This window comes from Pseudomonas sp. E141 (genome assembly GCF_052659885.1).
The window spans coordinates 1,204,597-1,226,832 of sequence record NZ_CP084024.1 but is presented as its reverse complement, the minus strand read 5'-3'; the positions used below and the strand labels follow the sequence as shown (position 1 = coordinate 1,226,832).

The 22,236-nt window shown below is 59.5% G+C and carries 22 protein-coding genes, 1 tRNA gene and 2 pseudogenes; 8 read left to right on the top strand and 17 right to left on the bottom strand.

All coding sequences use genetic code 11. From position 1 onward, the window contains the following. Positions 1 to 29 precede the first annotated feature (29 nt). Positions 30 to 629 (bottom strand): annotated as a pseudogene (locus GKKCFE_RS05610) (methyl-accepting chemotaxis protein); the annotation flags it as partial. A 306-nt stretch (positions 630 to 935) separates the two neighbouring features. Beyond that, positions 936 to 1,568: pseudogene (locus GKKCFE_RS05605) on the bottom strand (MCP four helix bundle domain-containing protein); the annotation flags it as partial. A 592-nt stretch (positions 1,569 to 2,160) separates the two neighbouring features. Between GKKCFE_RS05605 and GKKCFE_RS05600 the strand changes: the two are divergent. Then, positions 2,161 to 2,427, top strand: coding sequence for a hypothetical protein (locus GKKCFE_RS05600; protein WP_047227960.1), 267 nt, complete (start codon positions 2,161 to 2,163; stop codon positions 2,425 to 2,427). Between the two features lie 286 nt (positions 2,428 to 2,713). Further along, positions 2,714 to 2,935 (top strand): hypothetical protein, encoded by a 222-nt coding sequence (locus GKKCFE_RS05595; RefSeq protein ID WP_445577574.1) that lies wholly within the window; start codon positions 2,714 to 2,716, stop codon positions 2,933 to 2,935. A 367-nt stretch (positions 2,936 to 3,302) separates the two neighbouring features. On the opposite strand, the gene GKKCFE_RS05590 is transcribed toward GKKCFE_RS05595, so the two are convergent. The 5 genes from GKKCFE_RS05590 to dapA form a co-directional block, all read right to left on the bottom strand. Beyond that, positions 3,303 to 3,392 (bottom strand) — tRNA-Ser (locus GKKCFE_RS05590). Between the two features lie 83 nt (positions 3,393 to 3,475). After that, a complete protein-coding gene (purC, locus tag GKKCFE_RS05585) occupies positions 3,476 to 4,189 on the bottom strand; it encodes a phosphoribosylaminoimidazolesuccinocarboxamide synthase (RefSeq protein WP_025212375.1) in 714 nt (237 codons plus the stop codon). Positions 4,190 to 4,217: 28 nt separating this feature from the next. Beyond that, on the bottom strand, positions 4,218 to 4,976 hold the full coding sequence (locus GKKCFE_RS05580; RefSeq protein ID WP_047227962.1) for an MBL fold metallo-hydrolase: 759 nt from the start codon (positions 4,974 to 4,976) through the stop codon (positions 4,218 to 4,220). A 4-nt stretch (positions 4,977 to 4,980) separates the two neighbouring features. Next, positions 4,981 to 6,096: an outer membrane protein assembly factor BamC gene (bamC, locus tag GKKCFE_RS05575; RefSeq protein ID WP_047227963.1), complete on the bottom strand. Its 1,116-nt coding sequence runs from the start codon at positions 6,094 to 6,096 to the stop codon at positions 4,981 to 4,983. Positions 6,097 to 6,113: 17 nt separating this feature from the next. Continuing rightward, positions 6,114 to 6,992 carry a 4-hydroxy-tetrahydrodipicolinate synthase gene (gene dapA / locus GKKCFE_RS05570; RefSeq protein WP_076385956.1) on the bottom strand — a complete coding sequence of 293 codons (879 nt, stop codon included), beginning with the start codon at positions 6,990 to 6,992 and terminating at the stop codon, positions 6,114 to 6,116. A 316-nt stretch (positions 6,993 to 7,308) separates the two neighbouring features. Between dapA and GKKCFE_RS05565 the strand changes: the two genes are divergently transcribed. Next, positions 7,309 to 7,869, top strand: a complete 561-nt coding sequence (locus GKKCFE_RS05565; RefSeq protein ID WP_047227965.1) for a glycine cleavage system protein R — start codon at positions 7,309 to 7,311, stop codon at positions 7,867 to 7,869. Positions 7,870 to 7,879: 10 nt separating this feature from the next. Next, positions 7,880 to 8,353, top strand: a complete 474-nt coding sequence (locus GKKCFE_RS05560) for a peroxiredoxin (protein WP_047227966.1) — start codon at positions 7,880 to 7,882, stop codon at positions 8,351 to 8,353. Positions 8,354 to 8,481: 128 nt separating this feature from the next. On the opposite strand, the gene GKKCFE_RS05555 is transcribed toward GKKCFE_RS05560, so the two are convergent. Both GKKCFE_RS05555 and GKKCFE_RS05550 read right to left on the bottom strand, forming a co-directional pair. Further along, positions 8,482 to 9,552, bottom strand: coding sequence for an AI-2E family transporter (locus GKKCFE_RS05555; protein ID WP_139050916.1), 1,071 nt, complete (start codon positions 9,550 to 9,552; stop codon positions 8,482 to 8,484). 29 nt (positions 9,553 to 9,581) lie between these two features. Then, positions 9,582 to 9,821, bottom strand: coding sequence for a sulfurtransferase TusA family protein (locus tag GKKCFE_RS05550; RefSeq protein WP_047227968.1), 240 nt, complete (start codon positions 9,819 to 9,821; stop codon positions 9,582 to 9,584). 98 nt (positions 9,822 to 9,919) lie between these two features. Between GKKCFE_RS05550 and GKKCFE_RS05545 the strand changes: the two genes are divergently transcribed. Next, positions 9,920 to 11,353, top strand: coding sequence for a M48 family metalloprotease (locus GKKCFE_RS05545; RefSeq protein WP_076385958.1), 1,434 nt, complete (start codon positions 9,920 to 9,922; stop codon positions 11,351 to 11,353). Between the two features lie 63 nt (positions 11,354 to 11,416). Here the strand turns inward: GKKCFE_RS05545 and GKKCFE_RS05540 are convergent, their stop codons facing one another. From GKKCFE_RS05540 to rpoE, 4 genes are all read right to left on the bottom strand, one after another. Continuing rightward, positions 11,417 to 12,844: a DegQ family serine endoprotease gene (locus tag GKKCFE_RS05540; RefSeq protein WP_047227970.1), complete on the bottom strand. Its 1,428-nt coding sequence runs from the start codon at positions 12,842 to 12,844 to the stop codon at positions 11,417 to 11,419. A 226-nt stretch (positions 12,845 to 13,070) separates the two neighbouring features. Further along, positions 13,071 to 14,018 carry a MucB/RseB C-terminal domain-containing protein gene (locus GKKCFE_RS05535; protein ID WP_139050917.1) on the bottom strand — a complete coding sequence of 316 codons (948 nt, stop codon included), beginning with the start codon at positions 14,016 to 14,018 and terminating at the stop codon, positions 13,071 to 13,073. Between the two features lie 9 nt (positions 14,019 to 14,027). After that, positions 14,028 to 14,615, bottom strand: coding sequence for a sigma-E factor negative regulatory protein (locus GKKCFE_RS05530; RefSeq protein ID WP_047227972.1), 588 nt, complete (start codon positions 14,613 to 14,615; stop codon positions 14,028 to 14,030). Positions 14,616 to 14,645: 30 nt separating this feature from the next. Then, positions 14,646 to 15,227 (bottom strand): RNA polymerase sigma factor RpoE, encoded by a 582-nt coding sequence (gene rpoE / locus GKKCFE_RS05525; RefSeq protein ID WP_003172477.1) that lies wholly within the window; start codon positions 15,225 to 15,227, stop codon positions 14,646 to 14,648. A gap of 554 nt (positions 15,228 to 15,781) precedes the next feature. Between rpoE and nadB the strand changes: the two genes are divergently transcribed. Further along, on the top strand, positions 15,782 to 17,398 hold the full coding sequence (nadB, locus tag GKKCFE_RS05520; protein WP_047227973.1) for an L-aspartate oxidase: 1,617 nt from the start codon (positions 15,782 to 15,784) through the stop codon (positions 17,396 to 17,398). Here the strand turns inward: nadB and GKKCFE_RS05515 are convergent. Further along, positions 17,367 to 17,819: a protein YgfX gene (locus GKKCFE_RS05515; RefSeq protein ID WP_305467692.1), complete on the bottom strand. Its 453-nt coding sequence runs from the start codon at positions 17,817 to 17,819 to the stop codon at positions 17,367 to 17,369. The two genes, nadB and GKKCFE_RS05515, sit on opposite strands and share 32 nt — an antisense overlap. After that, entirely contained in the window at positions 17,803 to 18,057 is a 255-nt protein-coding gene (locus GKKCFE_RS05510) for an FAD assembly factor SdhE (protein ID WP_007930227.1), read from the bottom strand. The genes GKKCFE_RS05515 and GKKCFE_RS05510 overlap by 17 nt, the downstream gene beginning before the upstream one ends. A gap of 149 nt (positions 18,058 to 18,206) precedes the next feature. Between GKKCFE_RS05510 and ygfZ the strand changes: the two genes are divergently transcribed. Further along, positions 18,207 to 19,148: a CAF17-like 4Fe-4S cluster assembly/insertion protein YgfZ gene (gene ygfZ / locus GKKCFE_RS05505; RefSeq protein WP_445577573.1), complete on the top strand. Its 942-nt coding sequence runs from the start codon at positions 18,207 to 18,209 to the stop codon at positions 19,146 to 19,148. Between the two features lie 36 nt (positions 19,149 to 19,184). Further along, positions 19,185 to 20,006: an HDOD domain-containing protein gene (locus GKKCFE_RS05500; RefSeq protein ID WP_047227976.1), complete on the top strand. Its 822-nt coding sequence runs from the start codon at positions 19,185 to 19,187 to the stop codon at positions 20,004 to 20,006. Positions 20,007 to 20,141: 135 nt separating this feature from the next. On the opposite strand, the gene GKKCFE_RS05495 is transcribed toward GKKCFE_RS05500, so the two are convergent. Next, entirely contained in the window at positions 20,142 to 21,533 is a 1,392-nt protein-coding gene (locus GKKCFE_RS05495) for a sensor histidine kinase (protein ID WP_047227977.1), read from the bottom strand. Then, positions 21,526 to 22,197, bottom strand: a complete 672-nt coding sequence (locus tag GKKCFE_RS05490; RefSeq protein ID WP_047227978.1) for a response regulator — start codon at positions 22,195 to 22,197, stop codon at positions 21,526 to 21,528. The genes GKKCFE_RS05495 and GKKCFE_RS05490 overlap by 8 nt, the downstream gene beginning before the upstream one ends. Positions 22,198 to 22,236 lie beyond the last annotated feature (39 nt).

The window sequence follows — 22,236 nt, the reverse complement described above, 5'->3', positions numbered from 1 at the left end:
TGGGAGGGTGGCCACCATCGCGCCTGGACTCAGGTGCGAAAACGGCCGGTCAACTCCGCCAATGTCCTCGACAGCCCGGAAAGCTGCTGGCTGGCATGCATGCTCTGGGCAGAGTTCTGCGCCGCTTCGTTGGACAGGTCGCGGATGTCGGAGATGTTGCGGGCGATTTCCTCAGTGACACTGCTCTGCTCTTCGCAAGCGTTGGCGATCTGCGCGGCCATATCGTTGATCCGCTGTATGGAACCGCCCGTGCCGCTGAGCACCTGATCGACACTCGCTGCCCGCTCGACGCTGTCACGGGCCTTGGTGCTACCGACGTGCATGGCTTGAACGGCCTTGGCGACACCCGACTGCAAGCGCTCGATACGGACCTGGATATCCTTGGTCGAATCCTGGGTCCGCGCCGCCAGCGCCCTGACTTCGTCAGCCACGACCGCAAAACCGCGGCCTTGCTCGCCGGCTCGCGCAGCCTCGATGGCGGCGTTCAGTGCAAGCAGATTGGTCTGTTCAGCGATGCCACGGATCACCTCGAGGACCGCGCCGATACTGGAGGTTTCCTGGGCCAAGGCCTCGATGGTTCCCGACGCGCTTTCCACTTCCTGGGCCAGTTGGCGGATCGATTCGATGGTGCTGCTGACAACGTCGGCACCATCACGGGACTGACTGGTGGCCTGTTGTGCAGCATCCGAGGCATTCAGCGCGTTGTGGGCGACTTCATGCACGGCGGCGCTCATCTGGGTCGCGGCGGTGCTGACCTGATCGAGTGCCGCATGCTCGCTGCTGATCAATTGGTCATTGGTCGCAGCCATGCTGGCCATGGCGCGTGCCGCGGCATCGACCTCTCCGGTCACCCGGCCCACCTCGGCGATCAGCGGCTGCAGTTTGTCGAGAAAGCGGTTGAATGCGCTGCCGAGCTGGCCCAGCTCGTCAGCCGAACGAACCTCAAGACGCGCCTTCAAATCACCGCCACCCTCTGCAATCTGCTCGACGCGGCTGAGCAAACGACGCATAGGACGCAGCACGACCATTGGCAAGGCAACAACGACCAGAATGCAGCCAAGCAGACCGATCAACAGAATGCCGCCCTGATGCACCCCCACTTCCTCGCCATTTTCTATCGCCGCGTCTCCCTCGCGGTGGGACGCCTGGTCTTCCAGCTCGCCAAGTTTGTCGATGGGATCACGCATGGCCTCGAACAGGCGTTCGCCGTCACCAAAACTCAGTTTGCTGGCCGCCTCCATATCCCCCACGGACAGCTCCATTACGCGCCTCGAAACCTGCTTCCACTTTACAAAAGCGTCATTGAACTGACTGACCAACGCCAGCGCCTCGGCACCGGGCTGCATCGCGGCATATTGCTGCACGCGATCATAAGCCTGCTTCGCATTCTCCTCATGACTGGCGCTCAGCGCTGTCAGATGCTCGTCCGCATGACCATCGAGCAGACTACGCTCGGCAACAAAAGCCTGGTAAAGATCGCGATCGGCATTGAGCAGCAAGCTGATGGCCGGCAAGTAACGCTTGGTCAGCTGTGTGCTGGACGCCGTCACCTGGTCGATGCCTCGCATGCCTGACCACCCCATCAACACCAACAACAGCGCCAGAAAAGCAATCGGCAGGGTAATTTTCCAGCGAAAGCCCAGGTCGGCAAAGAACCGCATCATGGGGGGCACTCCTTCTATGGGGGTTAGCCTTCTTATCGGCAGGCATGCCTTGAGCTATAGACCATTAGTCTGATTGACACAAAGCTTTCGGCCTGGAAGACACTGTGGTTATGCAGGTCGTGGAGGGGGTTGGCCGGGATCGAAAAAGGTGGGGAGACGCAATTGCTGCGGGGACTTTTCTGACATTTCCCGGCCACATAATTCAGGGAATCTTCTTACGCATCATCTGATTGATAATTTCTACAGAAGGGCCCTATAGTCCAAGCGTCGTTCGTAGGAGCGGCTTGGGTTTGGCGACCCATGACAAATATGCAGGAACCTCTCGCGGATTGCGGAACGCTACCGTGCGCAATATGCTGCTTTTCGGTAGCTGTGCGTGGGAGATCTTCGGATCTGCCGGTTTTTCTATTTGTCCGGTTCGCCAACCCGCGTACAGCTACCACCTTATTCGTTTGGCGACGATTAAGAAGGTCCTCAATCAAATGGAATTTAAAAAATGAATAGATACATGGCTCTTACCAGTAATGCCGACGATCAACCCCTCTTCGTCGATACCTCTGCGCCTTTGCACATACTGCTTGACACGGCGGGCTATAGAATTCGCGCAGTTACCCAGCTTTTAGAGAACCTCGCAATGCGCGGGGACATTCCCAGCGACTCGGTAATCCTTCAGGACTTTGCACAGCTGTGCTGTATCCCCTTGAGAGATGGCTGTGACGTGCTCGATGTCATAGCCCGACGATTGGATGCAGAGCCGGCCTAGTTCAAAGGGCCCCTGACGGGGCCCATTTCGTCGAAACGAGCATGGTTCGATGACACTGAAACCCTCCGGTTTGCCCGGACTCGATTAATCACATAAGCTGATCAGCATGAATACACACACCTCGGAGGCTCCGATGGCTACCACAAAAAAAGTCGAGAAAGCGCGCAGAAAAGTCACTCACGAAGAGCTGACATTTCTTGACGTTCGACAAGCTGCACGTGATGGTCAGAAAGTGTTCGATAATTTTGTAATCACTGGCAAGCTTCCTATTACAAAGTAGGCGTGGATGCCAGCCGTTAAAATTTCCGCACTTTTTGAACAAACACAGAACTGGAAAAATATTGCCGCACACTTTTATAACTACAAGGTGTGCGGCGAGCTTCCGGCTATCTTTGGCAGAGATGAACAGCTCGATCTGAGCGATATGTGTCACATCATTTGGCGAGCACTGCAGAAACACAAGCTCGTTGGACTCAAATCGGCCGCCAGTACTACCGCACAGCCCTAACAGAAGACCCTGACAACGACTTCTGGCTTATCTATGCCTATGATGATTTCAAAGATGCGTACCTAATGCTGACGATCATTGGACCAGATGCTCACAATCGGAAGGAATGGGGATCGTTTTTACGTACGGTTCATAGCGACATTGTGGAACCTTGGATCGTAGAAAAAATCATTTTTCCCGACCTAGATGAGTGACGCCGCATAGCTCTAATCAAAAATGGCTCACCATGAGTATTTGACCAGCCCTCGGACCTTTAGCATCGGACGACATCATAGCGAGCCTTTTGGCCCTAAAAATGCCCTACCCCCAGAAACGAAAAAGCCCCTGAAATGTTCAACCATTTCAGGGGCTTAGTCGTATTCAATAATGGCGGAGAGATAGGGATTTGAACCCTAGGTACTGTCGCCAGTACAACGGATTTCGAATCCGTCCCGTTCGGCCACTCCGGCATCTCTCCAGTGGCGCGCATCATACCAGCACATTCGCCGGAAGCGAACCCCCGGGCGAAATTTTTTCCGTGCTATCAGATGCTTGCGTCGATTACAGCGGCACGCCCAGACGCTGGGCAACTTCTTCGTAGGCTTCGATGACATCACCCAGACCCTGGCGGAAGCGGTCCTTGTCCATCTTCTTCTTGGTGTCCTTGTCCCAGAGGCGGCAGCCGTCCGGGCTGAATTCGTCACCCAGGACGATGGAGCCATCGCTGAACACACCGAATTCAAGCTTGAAGTCCACCAGCAGCAGACCGGCGTCGTCGAACAGCTTGGTCAGCACCTCGTTGACCTTGAGGGACAACTCCTTCATGCGCGCCAGTTGCTCGGCGGTGCCCCAACCGAACGCCACAACGTGGGATTCATTGATGAACGGGTCGCCCTTGGCGTCGTCCTTCAGGAACAGCTCGAAGGTGTATGGGTTGAGCTTCATGCCCTCTTCCACGCCCAGGCGCTTGACCAGGCTGCCGGCGGCGTAGTTACGCACGACGCATTCGACCGGGATCATGTCCAGCTTCTTGACCAGGCATTCGTTGTCGCCCAGCAACTTGTCGAACTGAGTCGGCACGCCAGCGGCTTCGAGCTTCTGCATGATGAAGGCGTTGAACTTGTTGTTCACCATGCCTTTGCGGTCCAGCTGTTCGATGCGCTTGCCGTCGAACGCCGAGGTGTCGTTGCGAAACAGCAGGATCAAGCGGTCTGCGTCGTCGGTCTTGTAAACCGATTTGGCTTTGCCGCGGTAGAGTTCTTCACGTTTTTCCATGATGGGCTCCGCTTGCTAAGTAGATGGGCTAGGCGATATGTCGCCAGTCGAGCCCTGAATCTTGATCGGCCAGTTGCAGCCAGTCCGGGTCGCACCCTAGGGTGTCGACGAAACATTGCCGGGCCAGCTGCGGCAGGTTGTTCTTGCTGCTCAGATGGGCCAGGACCAGGTGTTGCAGGCCTTGCCAGCCCAACTCGGCCACCAGGAACGCCGCCTGGTGGTTGTTCAAATGTCCGTGTTCCCCGCCTACCCGCTGCTTGAGAAAGTACGGGTAGTACCCGCGCGCCAGCATGTCACGGCAATGGTTGGACTCGATCATCAATGCATCGAGATCCCGGTAGCTGTCCATCACCCTGTCGCAATACGAACCCAGGTCGGTCAGCAACCCAAAGCGCCGCTCACCGTCGCTGAACACATACTGCGTTGGCTCCCGGGCGTCGTGCGCCACGCTGACCACACTGACTTCCAGAGCACCAATGCGCAGTTGCTCGCCACCGGCGACGAAGCCAGCAGGTTCGATGGGCTTACGCAGCCCCTCCAGTGTTCCACGGCTCAGGTACACCGGCAGATTGTAGCGCCGAGACAGCAAACCCACGCCATGCACGTGGTCGGCATGTTCGTGGGTTACGAGTATCGCGCTCAATTGCGCCGGGTGCACACCCAGGCGCAACAGGCGTTTCTCGGTTTCTCGCAAAGAGAAACCACAATCGACCAGCACATACGTGCCGGCGCTGGCTATCAGCGTGCCGTTCCCTTGGCTACCGCTGCCGAGAACGGCAAAACGCATCGGATCAGCCCAGGTTGTCCTGAATCACGCTCAATACCTTGCGGGCCACATCGGCCGGCGCCACGGTGTTGATGTTTTTCTCGACGGTCACCTGAACGTTGTCACCCACCTTGCTCAGGCGAACCTGATAACGCTCGGCACGGGCTTCAATTTCTTCCTTGTCCGGCGCGCTGCCGAACAGACCGCTGAAGAAGCCAGGCTTCTCATCTTTCTTCTCGGCCTTTTCGGCGAGGTTGATGTAGTACAGGCCCAGGCTGCGGTTGATGTCTTCAACCCGCCACTCACCTTGTTCCAGCGCACGACCTACGCTCGACCAGGCGCGATCCAGGTCGGAGCCGACGTTGAGCACCGGGTTGCCGCTGCCGTCTTCGCTCAGGCTGACGCGGCTCGGGACGTCGAAGTCCCGGGATGCAAGCATCGAAACCGAACCGCCCTGTTCTGCGGTACGGCTCATGCTGGCGAGCATGTCGTCCACCAGCGCAGCGTCCAGGCCGGTGTTGACCGAACGGTTGGTGAAGGCCACATCAGCGGTGCTGCCGGCAGGGCGTTCAGCGCTGACCACGTAGATTTCACTGGTGTTGCGCTGCACGCCCGGCTCGATGCGAACCCGCACGCGGCTTTCGCTGTCGGCACCGACACCGGCGGCGCTCAGGCGCTTGGCCATGGCGGCGGACAGCTCATCGGCACGTTGCCAGGTCGTGGTGAATTCGCCCGTTTGCGGGCGCTGCTCGTCCAGGCGGAAACCGTTGTCCTGGAAGAACTGGATCGCCACGGGCCAGACTTCGGCCGGTGGATGCTGGGCCATGACCCAGCTTGAATCGCCACTCTTCTGCAGGGTGTAGTCGCTGGCATCGGCCATGGCCGACAGCGGCTGCGGACGGGGGACGATGTATTCGCCCTTGACGCTGTCGTCGGCCACATTACGCGGGATCGGCAACAGCGGATCCAGACGTTTGGCGACATTGACATCGGGAGGCAGTTGCATCGGTGCAGTCTGTTGCGCTTCCAGGTAATCGCTACCACGGTCGCGGAAGTAACCTTCCGGGCCCCAGACCCATCCGCAGCCACTGGTGCTGGAGATAATCAAGGCAAGTGCGGAAAGTCCGGCCATTCGCTTCATGCGTTGTACTTCCTCAATTAAACCAGGACGCCCGACTGGCGCATGGCCTGCCGAAGCGGTTCGTGACAGGCTTCGCTCAGCCAGGTGAGCGGCAGGCGGATGCCTTGATGCATCAGGCCCATTTCAACCAAAGCCCACTTCACCGGAATCGGGTTGGCTTCGATGAACAGATCCTTGTGCAACGGCATCAGTTTTTCGTTGATTGCCCGCGCGGTCTCGGCGTCGCCCTTGAGCGCAGCCTCGCACAGGTCGGCCATTTCGCGCGGAGCGACGTTGGCGGTGACGGAGATATTGCCCTTGCCACCCAGCAGGATCAGCTCGACCGCGGTCGGATCATCGCCGGACAGCACGATGAAGTCATCACTCACGCCAGCGAGGATGGCCTTGGCGCGGTCCAGGTCGCCGGTGGCTTCCTTGATACCGATGATGTTCGGCACGGTGGAGAGGCGAATCACGGTCTCGGCCTGCATGTCGCAGGAAGTGCGGCCGGGAACGTTGTAGAGGATCTGCGGGATGTCGACCGCTTCGGCAATGTGCTTGAAGTGCTGGTACAAGCCTTCCTGGGTTGGCTTGTTGTAGTACGGCACGACCAGCAGGCACGCGTCGGCACCGGCTTCCTTGGCGTTGCGGGTCAGCTCGACGGCTTCGCGGGTCGAGTTGGCGCCGGTACCGGCGATAACAGGAATCTGGCCAGCGACCTGCTTGACCACGGCACGGATGACTTCGATGTGCTCGTTGACATCGAGGGTTGCCGATTCGCCAGTGGTACCGACGGCGACAATGGCATGGGTGCCGTTTTCAAGGTGGAAGTCCACGAGTTTGCTGAGGCTGGCCCAGTCAAGACGCCCTTGTGCATCCATGGGTGTGACCAGTGCCACCATACTGCCCGCAATCATGAAACCGCTCCTGCCGGAAAAAGAGAGCGGTAATGGTACTGGCGCCAAGATGCTTGTACAAGCGAACTACCATTCCCCTTGGCGATGGTTTTCGCTACCCTTCAGGCTTTGATCGGTACCGATAAGCTCATACGCCGGTTCCCAGCCTCCGTTATTCGTCGCCACAAGCCCCATTCCTGCGTTTGTCCTGCCGCATTCCCGCCGTCCCGGAATGCAGCGCAACCCCAGGCACAGGGCTTGAGTCGTTCGTTTATCCCGGTCTGTCGCCGTGCCGAGCTGCAAAAGTGCCGACCGCTCATCGCTTTAGGAATGCTGCATGTCCACCCCCACAGTCCGCGAACAATTCCTTGTTATCAGTGCCCTTGGCGCCAACCCCATGGAGCTGACTAACGTCCTGTGCCGCGCCAGCCATGAAAATCGCTGCGCCGTCGTAACTTCACGCCTGACCCGTCATGGCGAATGCAGTGCGCTCGTGCTTGAGATTTCCGGCAGCTGGGACGCCCTGGCCCGCCTGGAAGCGAGCCTGCCGGTGCTGGCCAAGAAACACGCCTTCACCGTCAACGTGGTGCGCAGCGCCGCCCTGGAGAACCGCCCCCAGGCCCTGCCCTACGTGGCGTATGTGAGTTCGGCCTATCGCCCGGACATCATCAACGAGCTGTGCCAGTTCTTCATGGACCACCATGTCGAGCTGGAAAACCTGACCTGCGACACCTACCAGGCCCCGCAGACGGGCGGCACCATGCTCAATGCCACGTTCACCGTGACACTGCCGGCCGGCACCCAGATCAGTTGGCTGCGCGATCAGTTCCTGGATTTCGCCGACGCGATGAACCTCGATGCCCTGATCGAACCGTGGCGCCCCCAAAACCCAATGTAAGGAAGCGTTCATGGCCGTTGCCATCGACCAACCGGTTACCGATTTCCAGGCGCCCGCCACCAGCGGGCACACCGTCAGCCTCGCGGCCCTTAAAGGCAAGCAGGTGGTGATTTACTTCTATCCCAAGGACAGCACCCCGGGGTGTACCACCGAAGGCCAGGGTTTTCGTGACCAGTACGCCCAGTTCCAGGCTGCCAACACCGAAGTGTTCGGCGTATCGCGCGATAGCCTCAAGTCCCACGAGAACTTCAAGTGCAAGCAGGAGTTTCCGTTCGAGCTGATCAGCGACAAGGACGAAGCCGTCTGCCAGCTGTTCGACGTGATCAAGCTGAAAAAGCTCTATGGCAAGGAATACCTGGGCGTTGATCGCAGCACGTTCCTGATCGACAAAGATGGCGTGCTACGCCAGGAATGGCGCGGCGTGAAGGTGCCCGGGCATGTGGATGCGGTGTTGGCGGCGGCGCAGGCTCTGAACAAGGCCTGAAGTTTTTTCTGTCTGTCCTGACGCTATCGCGAGCAAGCTCGCTCCCACAGGATTGATGAACACCATAAATCCCCTGTGGGAGCGAGCTTGCTCGCGATGGGGCCATCAGCATCACCTGATTAATCAAGCTAAAGCAACGGCGCCACCACCGGCTCACGGCTCGGCCACGCATCCAGCACAGCCTTGAACAGTGTTGCCAGGGGAATGGCAAAGAACACGCCCCAAAACCCCCACAGCCCGCCAAACAGCAATACCGCGCAGATGATCACCACCGGATGCAGGTTCACCGCCTCGGAGAACAGCAGCGGCACCAGCACGTTGCCATCAAGCGCCTGGATGATCCCGTAGACGGCCATCAGATAAATGAACTGATCGCTCCATCCCCATTGGAACAGCGCGATCAACGCCACGGGCACGGTCACCACCACGGTCCCGACATACGGCACCACCACCGAAATGCCCACCAGCAGCGCCAGCAATGCCGCGTAATTGAGCCCCAGGGCGACGAAGCCGATGTAGGTCACGCCGCCGCAGATGAAAATCTCGATGACTTTTCCGCGAATGTAGTTGGCGATCTGGCGATTCATTTCCTGGGCCACCCGGGTGATCAGCGCCCGCTCGCGAGGCAGATAGCCACGGACCCAGCGCCCGATCATTTCCCGATCCTTGAGAAAGAAAAACACCAGGATCGGCACCAGCACCAGGTAGATCATGATGTTCACCAGAAGCGGCAGGCTGGACAAAGAAAACGTCAGCGCCCACTGGCCGAACTTGCCGATCTGGCCGCGCACCACCTCTATGGCCTGCAGTACCTGTTCATCGGACACCAGATGCGGATAGCGCTCCGGCAACAGCAACAACAGCGACTGCCATTTGACGAGCATCCCGGGCAATTCGTTGAACAAGGTCACCAACTGATGCCAGAGCAGCGGCATGATCACGACGACGAACACCACCAACAACCCCATGAATAGGGCGAACACCAGCCCTACCGCCATGGCGCCAGGCAGCCGCATCCGTTCCAGTGTCATGACCAGCCCCTGCATCAGGTACGCCAGCACCATCCCTGCCAGCACCGGCGCGAGCATGCCGCCCAGCGTGAGGACTGCCGTGAAGGCCAGGAACAGCAACACTGCCAGCACCACCGCCTCTTCGTCGGAGAAGTAGCGCTGGATCCAGTCGCGTAACACTTTGAACATTAAAAATCCTTAAGGGCCGCTGTTGATTTTCAGGCTTTCTTCAGCCAATAACGGTATACGCCGTTGTCGTCTTCTTCACGCAGCAGCGTATGACCGGCCAGTCGGGCAAAGGTGCGAAAATCGCGCTGGGAGCCCGCATCCGTTGCGGTCACCTTGAGCACTGCGCCGCTGGCCAGGCGATTGAGTTCCAGCTTGGCCTTGAGCAGTGGTAACGGACAATTCAGGCCGCTGGCGTCCAGTTCGGCATCGGGGGCTACAGCATCGGTCATCGGTTCACTCCGCAACAGGTCGTTGAGCGACTTAGAATATCTGGTCCCGGGCCTGGTGTCCGGCTACAGTAGGGTCTTTGTCGACTAAGGCTTCGTGCATGACATTTCTGCGCCCCACCCTGCTGACGCTCGCTTGCCTGCTTGCCTCACCGGGCTTCGCCGACGACCTGCCGTCACTTGGCGACGCCAGTTCTGCCATCGTCTCGCCGCAACAGGAGCACCAGTTGGGTCGCGCCTGGCTGGCCTTGCTGCGCAGTCAGGTCTCACAGCTCAACGATCCACAGCTCAAGGACTACGTCGAGTCCAGCGTTTACAAACTGGTGGAGACCAGCCAGGTCAACGACCGACGCCTGGAATTCATCCTGATCAACAGCCCGCAGCTCAACGCTTTCGCCGCACCCGGCGGAATCGTCGGGGTCAACGGTGGACTGTTCCTCAATGCGCAGACCGAAGGTGAATACGCCTCGGTCATGGCCCACGAACTGGCGCACTTGTCGCAACGCCACTTTGCCCGGGGCGTCGAAGCCCAACAACGCATGCAGGTGCCGATGATGGCAGCGCTGCTGGCCGGCATCGTGATCGCCGCCGCCGGTGGGGGTGACGCCGGGATCGCGGCCATTGCCGGCACCCAGGCGGCAGCCATCCAGGAACAACGGCGTTTCTCTCGCCAGAACGAACAGGAAGCCGACCGCATCGGCATCCAGAACCTGGAAAAGGCCGGCTATGATCCGCGGTCCATGCCGACCATGTTCGAACGATTGATGCGCCAGTACCGTTTCGACGCCAGGCCCCCTGAATTCCTACTGACTCACCCAGTGACCGAGTCCCGAATCGCCGACACCCGCAACCGTGCCGAACAGGCAAGGCCAGGTGGCATCGAAGACAGCATGCGTTATCAATTGATTCGCGCACGGGTCAAGTTGATCTACGAAGAAACTCCGGGGCTGGGCGCCAAGCGCTTCCGGGCGCAGCTGGATGAAAATCCGAAGAACGACGTGGCCCGCTATGGCTTGGCGATCGCGCAGATCAAGGGTGGCCAGTTGAATGAGGCCCGGGAAAACCTCAAGCAGCTACTGGCCAAATCGCCCAACGAGATCATCTATAACCTGGCCCAGGTCGATCTGGATATCACCAGCAACAAGCTGCCAGACGCTCAGGCTCGCGTCGACCGGATGCTGACCCAGTACCCGGGCAACTATCCGCTGAATCAGGTGCGCGTCGACTTGCTGCTCAAGCAGAACCGCCCCGCCGACGCAGAGAAGGCTCTGGAGAACCTGCTCAAGACTCGTCCAGACGATCCGGATGTCTGGTACATGGTGGCAGAGACCCGCGGACTGTCGGGCAACATCATCGGCCTGCACCAGGCCCGCGCCGAATACTTCGCCCTGGTGGGCGACTACCGCCAGGCCATCCAGCAACTGGACTTCGCCAAACGGCGCGCGGGCAGCAATTTCCCGCTGTCGTCACGCATCGACGCCAGGCAGCGCGAGCTCATGGAACAGGAGCGCATGGTCAAGGACATGATGGGCTGAGTCTTTTCGGACACAAAAAAACCGCCTCTTTCGAGGCGGTTTTTTTTGGGGACAGCTAAGCGATCACTCGGCCAGCTTGAAGGTAATGAAACTCGCACGGCCCTGACGCAGAACCCGCATCGAGACTGAACGATTCTTCGGCAACGCCTTGGCGATGTCGGTGAACTCCTTGGCCGAACCGATTGCCTGGTTGTTCAGGTGAGTGATGATGTCGCCTGGTTGCAGGCCGATCATGGCCGCAGGCCCCTCCTGCACCTCCTTGATCACTACACCACCTTGCAGCTCCAGGGTCCGTTTTTGCTCTGGCGTAAGCTCCGCCACAGCCACGCCCAGACGATTGCTGCTACGTTCCACGCCTGACTTGGCCAGCGAGTCCAGCTCCTTGCCTTCCTCAGGGATGGCGCCGACGGTCAATTCGACGTTTGTGCGCTTGCCTTCGCGAATCACTTCCAGATTAGCCTTGGAACCGGCCTTGAGGGCGCCCACCAGATGTGGCAAGTCAGCGGACATGACGATCGGCTGGCCATTCATGCTCAGGATCACGTCGCCCACTTGCAGGCCACCCTTGGCAGCCGGACCACCCTCCTGAATCTGCGCCACCAGCGCACCGGCTGGTTTCTCCAGGCCGAACGACTCGGCCAGGTCCTTGTTCACTTCCTGAATGACCACGCCCAACCAGCCGCGGCTGACCTTGCCTTCGGTTTTCAGCTGATTGGACACGTCCATGGCGACGTCGATCGGAATCGCGAAGGACACGCCCATGAAGCCGCCCGAACGGGTATATATCTGGGAGTTGATCCCCACGACTTCACCGTCGAGGTTGAACAACGGCCCACCGGAGTTGCCTGGGTTGATCGGCACGTCGGTCTGGATGAACGGCACGTAGTTTTCGTTTGGCAGGCTGCGACCGATGGCGCTGACGATGCCCTGGGTTACGGTATGGTCGAAGCCAAACGGCGAACCGATGGCCACGACCCACTGGCCGGCTTTCAGGTTCTGGGATTTGCCCAGCTTGAGCACGGGCAGATCTTTCCCTTCGATCTTCAGCAACGCCACGTCAGAACGCGGGTCAGTGCCGATCAGCTTGGCCTTGAGCTCACTGCGGTCTGCCAGGCGCACCAGGATCTCGTCGGCATCGGCAATCACGTGGTTATTGGTCAGGATGTAACCGTCGGGCGAAATAATGAAACCCGAGCCCAGGGACTGCGCTTCACGCTGACGGCCACCGCCGGGCGAACGCGGTTGCGGCATCCCGCGTTCGAAGAACTCGCGCAACATCGGCGGCAAACCTTCCAGGTCCGGCATCTGCTGATCCATCACCCGGCGTTCCGGCAGTTTCTGGGTGGTACTGATGTTCACCACCGCAGGCGAGGCTTGCTCGACCAGCTCAGTGAAGTCAGGCAATTCGACCGCCATAGCGGGAACGGCCTGACCGAGCACAAGCACAGTGGCAAAGATGGAAAGATAGGTTTTCAAGCGTGGTATCGACATACGGCTCCCGTTACGACGAGCGTGGTTAAGCGATATGGAGCAAGAAATACCAGAGGAAGATACGCCGGTATTTTTGTTCCGCAAACAGGCAAGGCCAGAGCCGAGCGGCTCTGACCTATAGAAAAAAAATTGAAGTTTTGCAAATGAAAATACTGACAGAAAGTTTCGGCATTTCGATCAAGTCCCGACGCTGTAAGCCTCTTGCCCAATCGAACCACCCTGGCAGCTATTGAGTCGCCGTGGCATCGGAACGCATGGAGAGCGCGATCCGTTCCGCTGTGCCGATGGGAATTTCGCCGACCACCGTGACCATCATTTCGCCCTGGGGAGTCGTGAGTCGACGCGAAACAGCTGCTGTCGGGCCGAGCTGCGTACGCGTGTCGGTGACGGTCGCGCCGTTCAACGGTTCCAGAAACACCGAGAAACGAGCCAAGCCATCATCGTACATCAGGCTATTGACCTGAACGTTGGTTTCCGGATCCTTTCTCAGCGCACTGCTGGTCAGTTCGAAGCCCGGCGGAAGCCAGTCCGAACGCCATGCAGTTTTCGCCATGGCACTTTTAGCTGGGGTCTGCGCTACTACCTTGCATTCGGCAGTGGCTTGCAGATCAGCGTCGGACGGTGCCGTGATATTCAAACGTGTGAACTGGAAACGCTCGAGCAGCTGGCCCTTGTCATTGAGCAACAGAGACTTGAGCGGCAGGCCGGTCTCTCGGTCCAGATGCAGTTCGAAACCATAACGATGCTGGTCCTTGGGCGTCAGCGCCACAATCACCGCAGGGCGCCCGGCCACGCGCGACTTGCCAATGACGGCAAGATCATACCAATTCTTGAGTTTTTGCGGATCGAGCGCACGTGCCGTGCCTTCAGGCGTATTCCCCACCCCAGCGATCAAGGAGCCGCTTACGCATTGAGTACGTCCATCAATGCGCAGGACTTCCTGTGCCGACCCATCGAGCTGGAGTAACCGCTCGCGGACTTTGCCATCCTGGACACGATGCCAGATGTTATGGGTAGAAAAACTACCGTTACGCTCGTAAACGAAAGTGCCCTGGAAGCTTTGCTGTTGCTCGGCCTGACTCAGACGATTAAGCCAGTCCTGAGCTTCACCGGCATAGGCTGGGATAACGCACCAGCCACCCAACAGAAGCGAAAATAGAGGTATGGCGCGCAATGGTCCTCCTTAGCGGTTTTCCAGACTGGCTGCACGGGCGTAAGGCAGCGCGCTTTCAGTACCTTTCAGGGCTGCTTCCTGGGCATGCTGACGCAGGTAGTTGGGCAGACGCTGATCATGCCAGCCTGGTTGGCCTTGCAGCACACCGTTGGCCATTGGACCGGCGACTTCCGAGCTTTCGCTATAACCGGCCAACACTGCCGGGCCCTTGACCTGTGGAGCGGCCAAGCCAGGCTGATTGGACTGCTGGGCCATTTGCACACCGGCGATCTCATCCTGGTTGTAGAGGCGAACCCCGGCCAGCACGGCCACCGTAACCGAAGCGGCAACCGCAAGACGACCCAGGCTGCGCCAAGGGCTGCGGGAGGCTTTGGCCGGAACAGCTTCATCAGCCAGAGCAGCAGATACAGCCGCAGCGATGTCCAGACGCGGAAGCAGCAGGTCCTTGTGCATGACAGCCCGGGCGATCTGGTAACGAGCCCAGGTCTCACGGGTTTCAACATCGTCGAAGGCATTGAGTACCCGACGCAATTCCAATTCGTCCGCTTCGTTATCCATCACTGCGGACAGCGATTCCTGCAGGGCTTCACGACTCATGGCGTTCCTCTCTTGGCTGTCGCCGCTGTCTCAGTTTTCCTGCAACAAAGGTTGCAGGGCTTTATCGATGGCCTCCCGAGCGCGGAAAATCCGGGAGCGCACGGTACCCACCGGACACTGCATGACGCTGGCAATGTCCTCGTAACTCAGACCGTCGAATTCACGTAAAGTTAGAGCCGTACGCAAATCTTCGGGCAGTTGCTGGATGGTCCGATGGACAGTGCCTTCGATCTCATCCCGCAGCAACGCTCGTTCCGGTGATTCAAGATCCTTGAGGCCGTGATCGCCATCATAGAACTCTGCATCTTCAGAACTCACATCGCTATCCGGCGGCCGGCGGCCGCGTGAAACCAGATAGTTTTTCGCCGTGTTAATGGCGATGCGGTAAAGCCACGTGTAAAACGCGCTATCTCCGCGAAAATTACCAAGCGCACGGTAAGCCTTGATGAAGGCTTCCTGAGCAACATCCTGGGCTTCATGGGTGTCGTGCACAAAACGCACGATCAACCCGAGAATTTTGTGCTGGTATTTCAGCACTAGCAGATCGAAAGCTCGCTTGTCGCCGCGTTGAACGCGCTCGACCAGTTGCTGATCCTCTTCCTGGGTTAGCATGAACACTCCTCGATAAGCTCGAAGGAGGCTTGCATTACTAATCGACCGGGCTTGCAACCATAGACTCGGGCTTTTCGCAAAAGTTCTCCCCTCCAAGCAAGTTTCCGGCGCGCTCTGATCCGGCACGCACGAAAAACGCAGCACGAGATTCCCCGGCTGCGCGAATAATCTGTCGCCGGGCCTGTCGGCAAAGATTCAAATCCTAATCTTGCACCAACCCGACGCTGTTCCCTTTTGCAGACAACCGTCTATTGAACCCAGTCGCTCGGCAAAAGTTCCAACTATTTATAGCCTTGTGTGTGGAACATCGAGCAACCCTGACGAGATAAACAGCCTTTCATCCTCGAAACGGTCGCCTTGTCGCCCATCCACCAAAATCGTGATCCGACGAAGCGTCACCATTGTGTCATTCTGGTTTCACATTGCCATGAATACGCCGCTATTGTGCCGATCCCCCTCTCTATATACTAGTGGGCTGCATGGCTGCCTGACCCATTGAAATGGAAGTCTTGCGCCAACCCCGACCCGGGTCGTTTTGAGCGGAAACCTTTCAAATGAGCCAACAGTTCCAACACGATGTTCTGGTAATCGGCAGCGGCGCCGCCGGATTGAGCCTGGCGTTGACACTGCCTGAGCATCTGCGCATCGCAGTACTGAGCAAAGGCGACCTGGCCAACGGTTCGACATTCTGGGCCCAGGGTGGCGTCGCGGCCGTGCTGGATGACACCGACACTATTGAATCGCATGTCGATGACACCCTCAATGCCGGGGGCGGCCTGTGCAATCCAGAAGCCGTGCGTTTCACCGTCGAACACAGCAGGGAAGCCATACAGTGGCTGATCGACCAGGGCGTCCCCTTCACGCGTGACGAGCAATCCGGTACCGAAGACGGTGGTTTCGAGTTTCACCTGACCCGCGAGGGCGGTCACAGCCATCGGCGCATCATTCACGCTGCCGATGCCACCGGTGCGGCGATTTTCAAGACGTTGCTGGCCCAAGCCCGCCAGCGGCCCAATATCGAGCTTCTGGAACAACGCGTCGCGGTCGATCTGATTACCGAAAAACGCTTGGGTCTGGACGGTGATCGGTGCCTGGGTGCCTACGTGCTCAACCGTGGCACCGGGGAGGTCGACACCTACGGCGCCCGCTTCGTGATCCTGGCCTCCGGCGGTGCCGCGAAAGTCTACCTTTACACCAGCAACCCCGACGGCGCATGCGGGGACGGCATTGCCATGGCCTGGCGTTCAGGCTGCCGGGTGGCGAACCTGGAGTTCAATCAGTTCCACCCCACATGCCTCTACCATCCGTTGGCCAAGAGCTTCCTGATCACCGAGGCCCTGCGCGGCGAAGGTGCTCACCTGAAACTTCCTAACGGCGAGCGTTTCATGCAGCGCTTCGATTCCCGTGCCGAACTGGCGCCCCGGGATATCGTCGCCCGGGCCATTGACCACGAAATGAAGCGCCTGGGCATCGACTGCGTCTACCTGGACATCAGCCACAAGCCCGAAGCGTTCATCAAGAGCCATTTCCCCACGGTGTACGAGCGTTGCCTGGAATTTTCCATCGACATCACCAAGCAACCGATTCCGGTGGTACCAGCGGCGCATTACACCTGCGGCGGGGTGATGGTCGACCAACAGGGGCGCACTGACGTACCGGGCCTGTATGCCATTGGCGAAACCAGCTTCACCGGCCTGCATGGCGCCAACCGCATGGCCAGCAACTCGTTGCTGGAATGTTTCGTCTACGCCCGCTCGGCGGCAGCGGACATTCTTGAGCAATTGCCACAGATCGCCGCCCCATCCGCCCTGCCCTCGTGGGACGCCAGCCAGGTCACCGACTCGGACGAAGATGTGATCATCGCTCACAACTGGGACGAACTGCGGCGCTTCATGTGGGACTACGTCGGCATCGTGCGCACCAACAAACGCCTGCAACGGGCGCAGCATCGGGTGCGGCTGTTGCTGGATGAAATCGATGAGTTCTACAGCAACTACAAGGTCAGCCGCGACCTGATCGAGTTGCGCAACCTGGCCCAGGTCGCTGAACTGATGATCCGCTCAGCCATGGAACGCAAGGAAAGCCGCGGGCTGCACTACACGCTCGACTACCCGGGCCTGCTGCCCGAAGCGTTGGACACTATCCTGGTGCCGCCCACCTACGCCGGCTGAACTTGAGCCGAACCCGCAGGCGCCGATGCAGATCCGGCGCCAGCGCATCGCGAGGCACACACAGCGAGCGGACCCACCACTCCCCCCGCAGGCGAAAACGCAGCACGATAATCATCGGCAATGCCAGGCTGTCAGGGCGCAATTGCACCGCCTGCCAGCCAGATGCCCTGTTCCACAGCTGCCAGCCATCGGCGTCACGACGCAACCGGCAAAAAGCCTGCCGGTGGGTCAACAATAGATGCCGCGGTAGCGTCCAGGCACCATGGGCCAGGCACAGCAGCACGCCGAGGCTGATTAACCAGAACGGGACGGACAACAGCAACAACGAACCCAAGGCAAAGGCCTGGGCCAGGAGATAGGCCGCCAGCAGTTGCCCGGAAGCCTGCCAGCGGCATTCAAAGCGATTACTTGGGCTGGACACGGTCCAGAATCATCCGAACCATGCGCTGCAGCTCCGGGTCTTCGGATTCGCTGCGTTCCATGAACCAGCCGAACATGTCCTGATCCTCGCACTCGAGCAGACGCACGTAGCACGCACGGTCGACGTCGTTAAGGTGGGGATAAACTTCTTTCACGAACGGCACCAGCAACACGTCAAGCTCAAGCATGCCGCGGCGGCTGTGCCAGTAAAGGCGATTCAGTTCAACATCTTCGACCATGGAGCGCTCCTCAAATAGAGCGCAAGTATACAGGCCCCGCCGCGATGGAACAGACGGCTCGGGTCAGGCACCACCGATCCTTTGTGAACTACCCATTTCAAGGGCGCCCCCTTATGATGTCCACCAGACTTTTTACCCTGCGATGACCCATGGCTGATTCCGCTTTTTTCTGCACCCTGTCCCACGAAGGCGTTCTCGCGGTCCGCGGCGTGGACGCTGGCAAATTCCTGCAAGGCCAATTGACCTGCAACCTCAACTACCTGAGCGACAGCCGGGCCAGCCTCGGTGCCCGCTGCACCCAGAAGGGCCGGATGCAATCGAGTTTCCGCATCCTGCTCGAGGGCGATGGTGTACTGATGGCAATGGCCAGCGAATTGCTCGAACCGCAACTGGCGGACCTGAAAAAGTATGCCGTGTTCTCCAAATCCAGACTGACCGATGAAAGCACCGCCTGGGCTCGCTTCGGCCTGGAGAACGCCGACACGGCGCTCGCAGCCTTGGGCCTTGAGCTGCCGGCCGAGACCGACAGCGTCGTTCGTCATGATTGCCTGATTGCCATTCGCGTCTCTCCAAACCGCGCCGAACTTTGGGCGCCCGCCGAACAGGCCGACCCGCTGTCAGCCCGGCTGCGCGAACAGTTGACCGAGGGCGAGCTGAACCAGTGGCTGCTGGGTCAGATCCGCGCCGGGATCGGCCAGGTCATGCCGGCTACCCGCGAACTGTTCATTCCGCAGATGCTCAATCTGCAAGCCGTTGGCGGCGTGAGCTTCAAGAAAGGTTGCTACACCGGCCAGGAAATCGTCGCCCGCATGCAGTACCTGGGCAAACTCAAGCGGCGCCTGTATCGGCTGCAAATGGATGCCGGTGAACTGCCCGAGCCTGGCACCCCCTTATTTTCACCCACGCACGGCAGCTCTATCGGTGAAGTGGTGATGGCCGCTCACGCCGAACGAAACATTGAACTGCTGGCAGTGGTACAGGCCGAAGCTGCAGTAGATGACAATTTGCACCTCGGCGCGCTGGAAGGCCCGGGCCTGCAATTGCTCGACCTGCCTTACGAACTGGACCGCGACCGCGAAATCCAGCGCTGATCGCAGCATTTTGTCGTAATACCCTAGAGAAACGAAATGAGCGATTTGGCGGATAAGGTCCAACGGGATTTGGTGGAGGCCATCGATAACGATGACCTGGTTCTGCCAACATTACCGGAAGTGGCCCTGCAGATTCGCCGGGCCGCCGAAGACCCGGAAATCAGCGTCAGCAACCTGAGCAAGGTGATTGGTCGTGACACGGCGCTTTCGGCGCGCCTGATAAAAGTGGTCAACAGCCCACTGCTGCGTGCGACCCAGGAAGTCACTGACCTGCACACAGCCATCACCCGGCTGGGGGTCAACTACAGCAGCAACCTGGCCATCGGCCTGGTCATGGAGCAGATTTTCCATGCCCGTTCCGAAGTGGTGGAACAGAAGATGCGCGAAGTCTGGCGTAAAAGCCTGGAAATCGCCGGTGTCTGCTATGCGTTGTGCCGGATCTATACGCAACTCAAACCCGATCAGGCCGCGCTGGGTGGGCTGGTGCATCAGATCGGCGTACTGCCGATTCTCACCTACGCCGAAGACAACAATGAATTGCTGTCTGACCCGGTCAGTCTCAATCACGTTATCGAGACGATTCACCCGGTGCTGGGAGACAAGTTGCTCAGTGTTTGGGAGTTTCCAGAAAGACTGGTGAAGCTGCCGGGGCTGTATCTGGACTTCACCCGAGATTCGAAGCAACTCGATTACGTCGACCTGGTGCAGGTTGCTGCGTTGTATTGCTACAAGGACTCCGACCACCCCCTGGGCAGGATCGATGCCTTCGGGGTACCGGCCTTCAATAAGCTGGGCATCGACCCGGAAAACAAAGCCCGGTGCGCGGAGATCGAAGAAGCGCGGTCGATGTTTTACTAGAACGTCCGGAGGCAAGAAACGTTTTTGTGGCGAGGGAGCTTGCTCCCGCTGGGCCGCGAAGCGGCCCCATCAGCGTGCGACTGCTGCGCAGTCGAGCGGGAGCAAGCTCCCTCGCCACAAGATAGTGTTCGACTCTCAATCTGAACCGGGGATAAAGCTCACCCTAACTTTCAAACCACCCTCCTGCCCATCATGCAGCGTGATTTGCGCCAGGTGCGCACGGCAGATTTCACCGACGATCGCCAACCCCAGGCCCGAACCGGCCACTTGCTGATTGCGTCGATAGAAGCGCTCGAACACGCGGTCTCGCTCATGCGGCGGGATGCCCGGCCCATCGTCCTCGACCTCAAGCACCGCAGGCGCTGTGACCCGCAGGATCACATTGCCGCCCGATGGGGTATGGGCCAGGGCGTTGTCCACCAGGTTGCTCAACAACTCGTTCAACAAGGTCGGCTCACCTCGCAGCCATACCGGTTCGTCGGCTTCCAAAGCCAACGCCACGCCACGGGCATGGGCCAACGGGGCCATGGCCATACCCAGCTCCCGTGCCAATTGGCTGAGATCAAGCAACTGCGCGCCGCCCTCGGCGATGGCCCGGGCACCATTTTCGACACGTGCCAGGGACAGCAACTGATTCGCCAGATGGGTCAACCGATCCGTGCCCTGGGCCGCGGTTTCCAGGGTTTCACGCCAGATTGCCGGCTCGCTGGCGCGCAGCCCCAGCTCAAGCCGAGCCTTCAGCGCAGCCAAAGGCGTGCGCAGTTCATGGGCGGCGTCGGCGATGAATTGCGCCTGACGCTCGAATTGCCCGCGAAGACGCTCGGTGAAATGGTTGAGGGCCCGCACCAGTGGCCAGAGTTCATGCTGGACCTCCACCAGGGGCAATGGCCGCAAATCATCCGGCTGACGTTCCTCCACCGCCGTGCGCAAGCGCTCCAGGGGGCGCAAGGCGGCACTGACGGCGAACCACACCATCAGCAGCGCGCCCACCGCCAGCATACCCAGGCGCAACAGTGTGTCGGCCATCAAGCCGCGGGCCATGCTGATCCGAGCCTCTTCGGTTTCCGCCACGCGAATCTCCGCCATGCCATTCATGTTCGGTTCACTCACCGCCTTGAGCAGGCTCACCACCCGCACATCCTGCCCCTGATAGCTGGCGTTATAAAAGCGCGCCAGGGCCGGGTAATCGTCGGTACGCGGCGTACCGGGCGGTGGACCTGGGAGGTTTTCGTAGCCGGAAATCAGCTTCTGGTGGATGTCATTGACCTGGTAGTAAATACGCCCGGCGCTGTCGTAGGCAAAGGTATCCAGGGCCACGTAAGGCACATCCGCGCTGAGGCTGCCGTCGCGTTGCGACAGGCCGGCGGCGATGGTCCGGGCCGAGGCCAATAGCGTGCGATCGTAGGCCGTGTCCGCGGCTTCGCGACCGTTCCAATAGGCACTCAGGCCACTGGCGAGCATCAGTACCACCAACAGCAGTGCGAGGTTCCAGAGCAGCCGCCAACGCAAACTGTCGGGCTTATGCATCGCGGGTTTCCAGCAGGTAGCCCAGGCCACGGAATGTCACGATCGCCACGGCATGACCGTCGAGTTTCTTGCGCAGGCGGTGGACGTAGATTTCGATGGCATCGGGGCTGGCCTCTTCGTCCAGGCCGAACACCTGGGCCGCAAGCTGCTCCTTGCTCATCACCCGCCCTGGTCGGGCGATCAAGGCTTCCAGCACGGCCTGCTCGCGGGAAGTCAGGGTCAGCAATTCGTCGTCGAGGGTGAAGCGGCGGGTGTCCAGGTCATAAATCAACCCACCACAGCGCTGCTGGCGTTCGCCACCCAATACGCTACGGCGCAACAGTGCCTTTACCCGAGCTTCCAGCTCGGTGAGTTCGAACGGCTTGGCCAGGTAATCGTCAGCGCCCAGGTTCAGGCCATGGACCCGGTCCTTGACGTCGCTACGGGCGGTCAGCATCAACACCGGCAAGGTCTTGCCACGGGCCCGCAGCCGGGCCAGCACCTCGAAACCGTCCATGCGTGGCAGCCCTACATCGAGAATCGCGACCGCGTACTCCTCGCTGCTCAAAGCCAGGTCGGCCGCCACCCCGTCGTGCAGCACATCCACGGTCAAACCGGTGCTCTTGAGCGCCTGGGCTACACTTTCGGCCAGCTGGAGATGGTCTTCGACGAGCAGGACACGCATTGGATTTCACCTCGATTCAGGGATGGTCGGCACCATTCT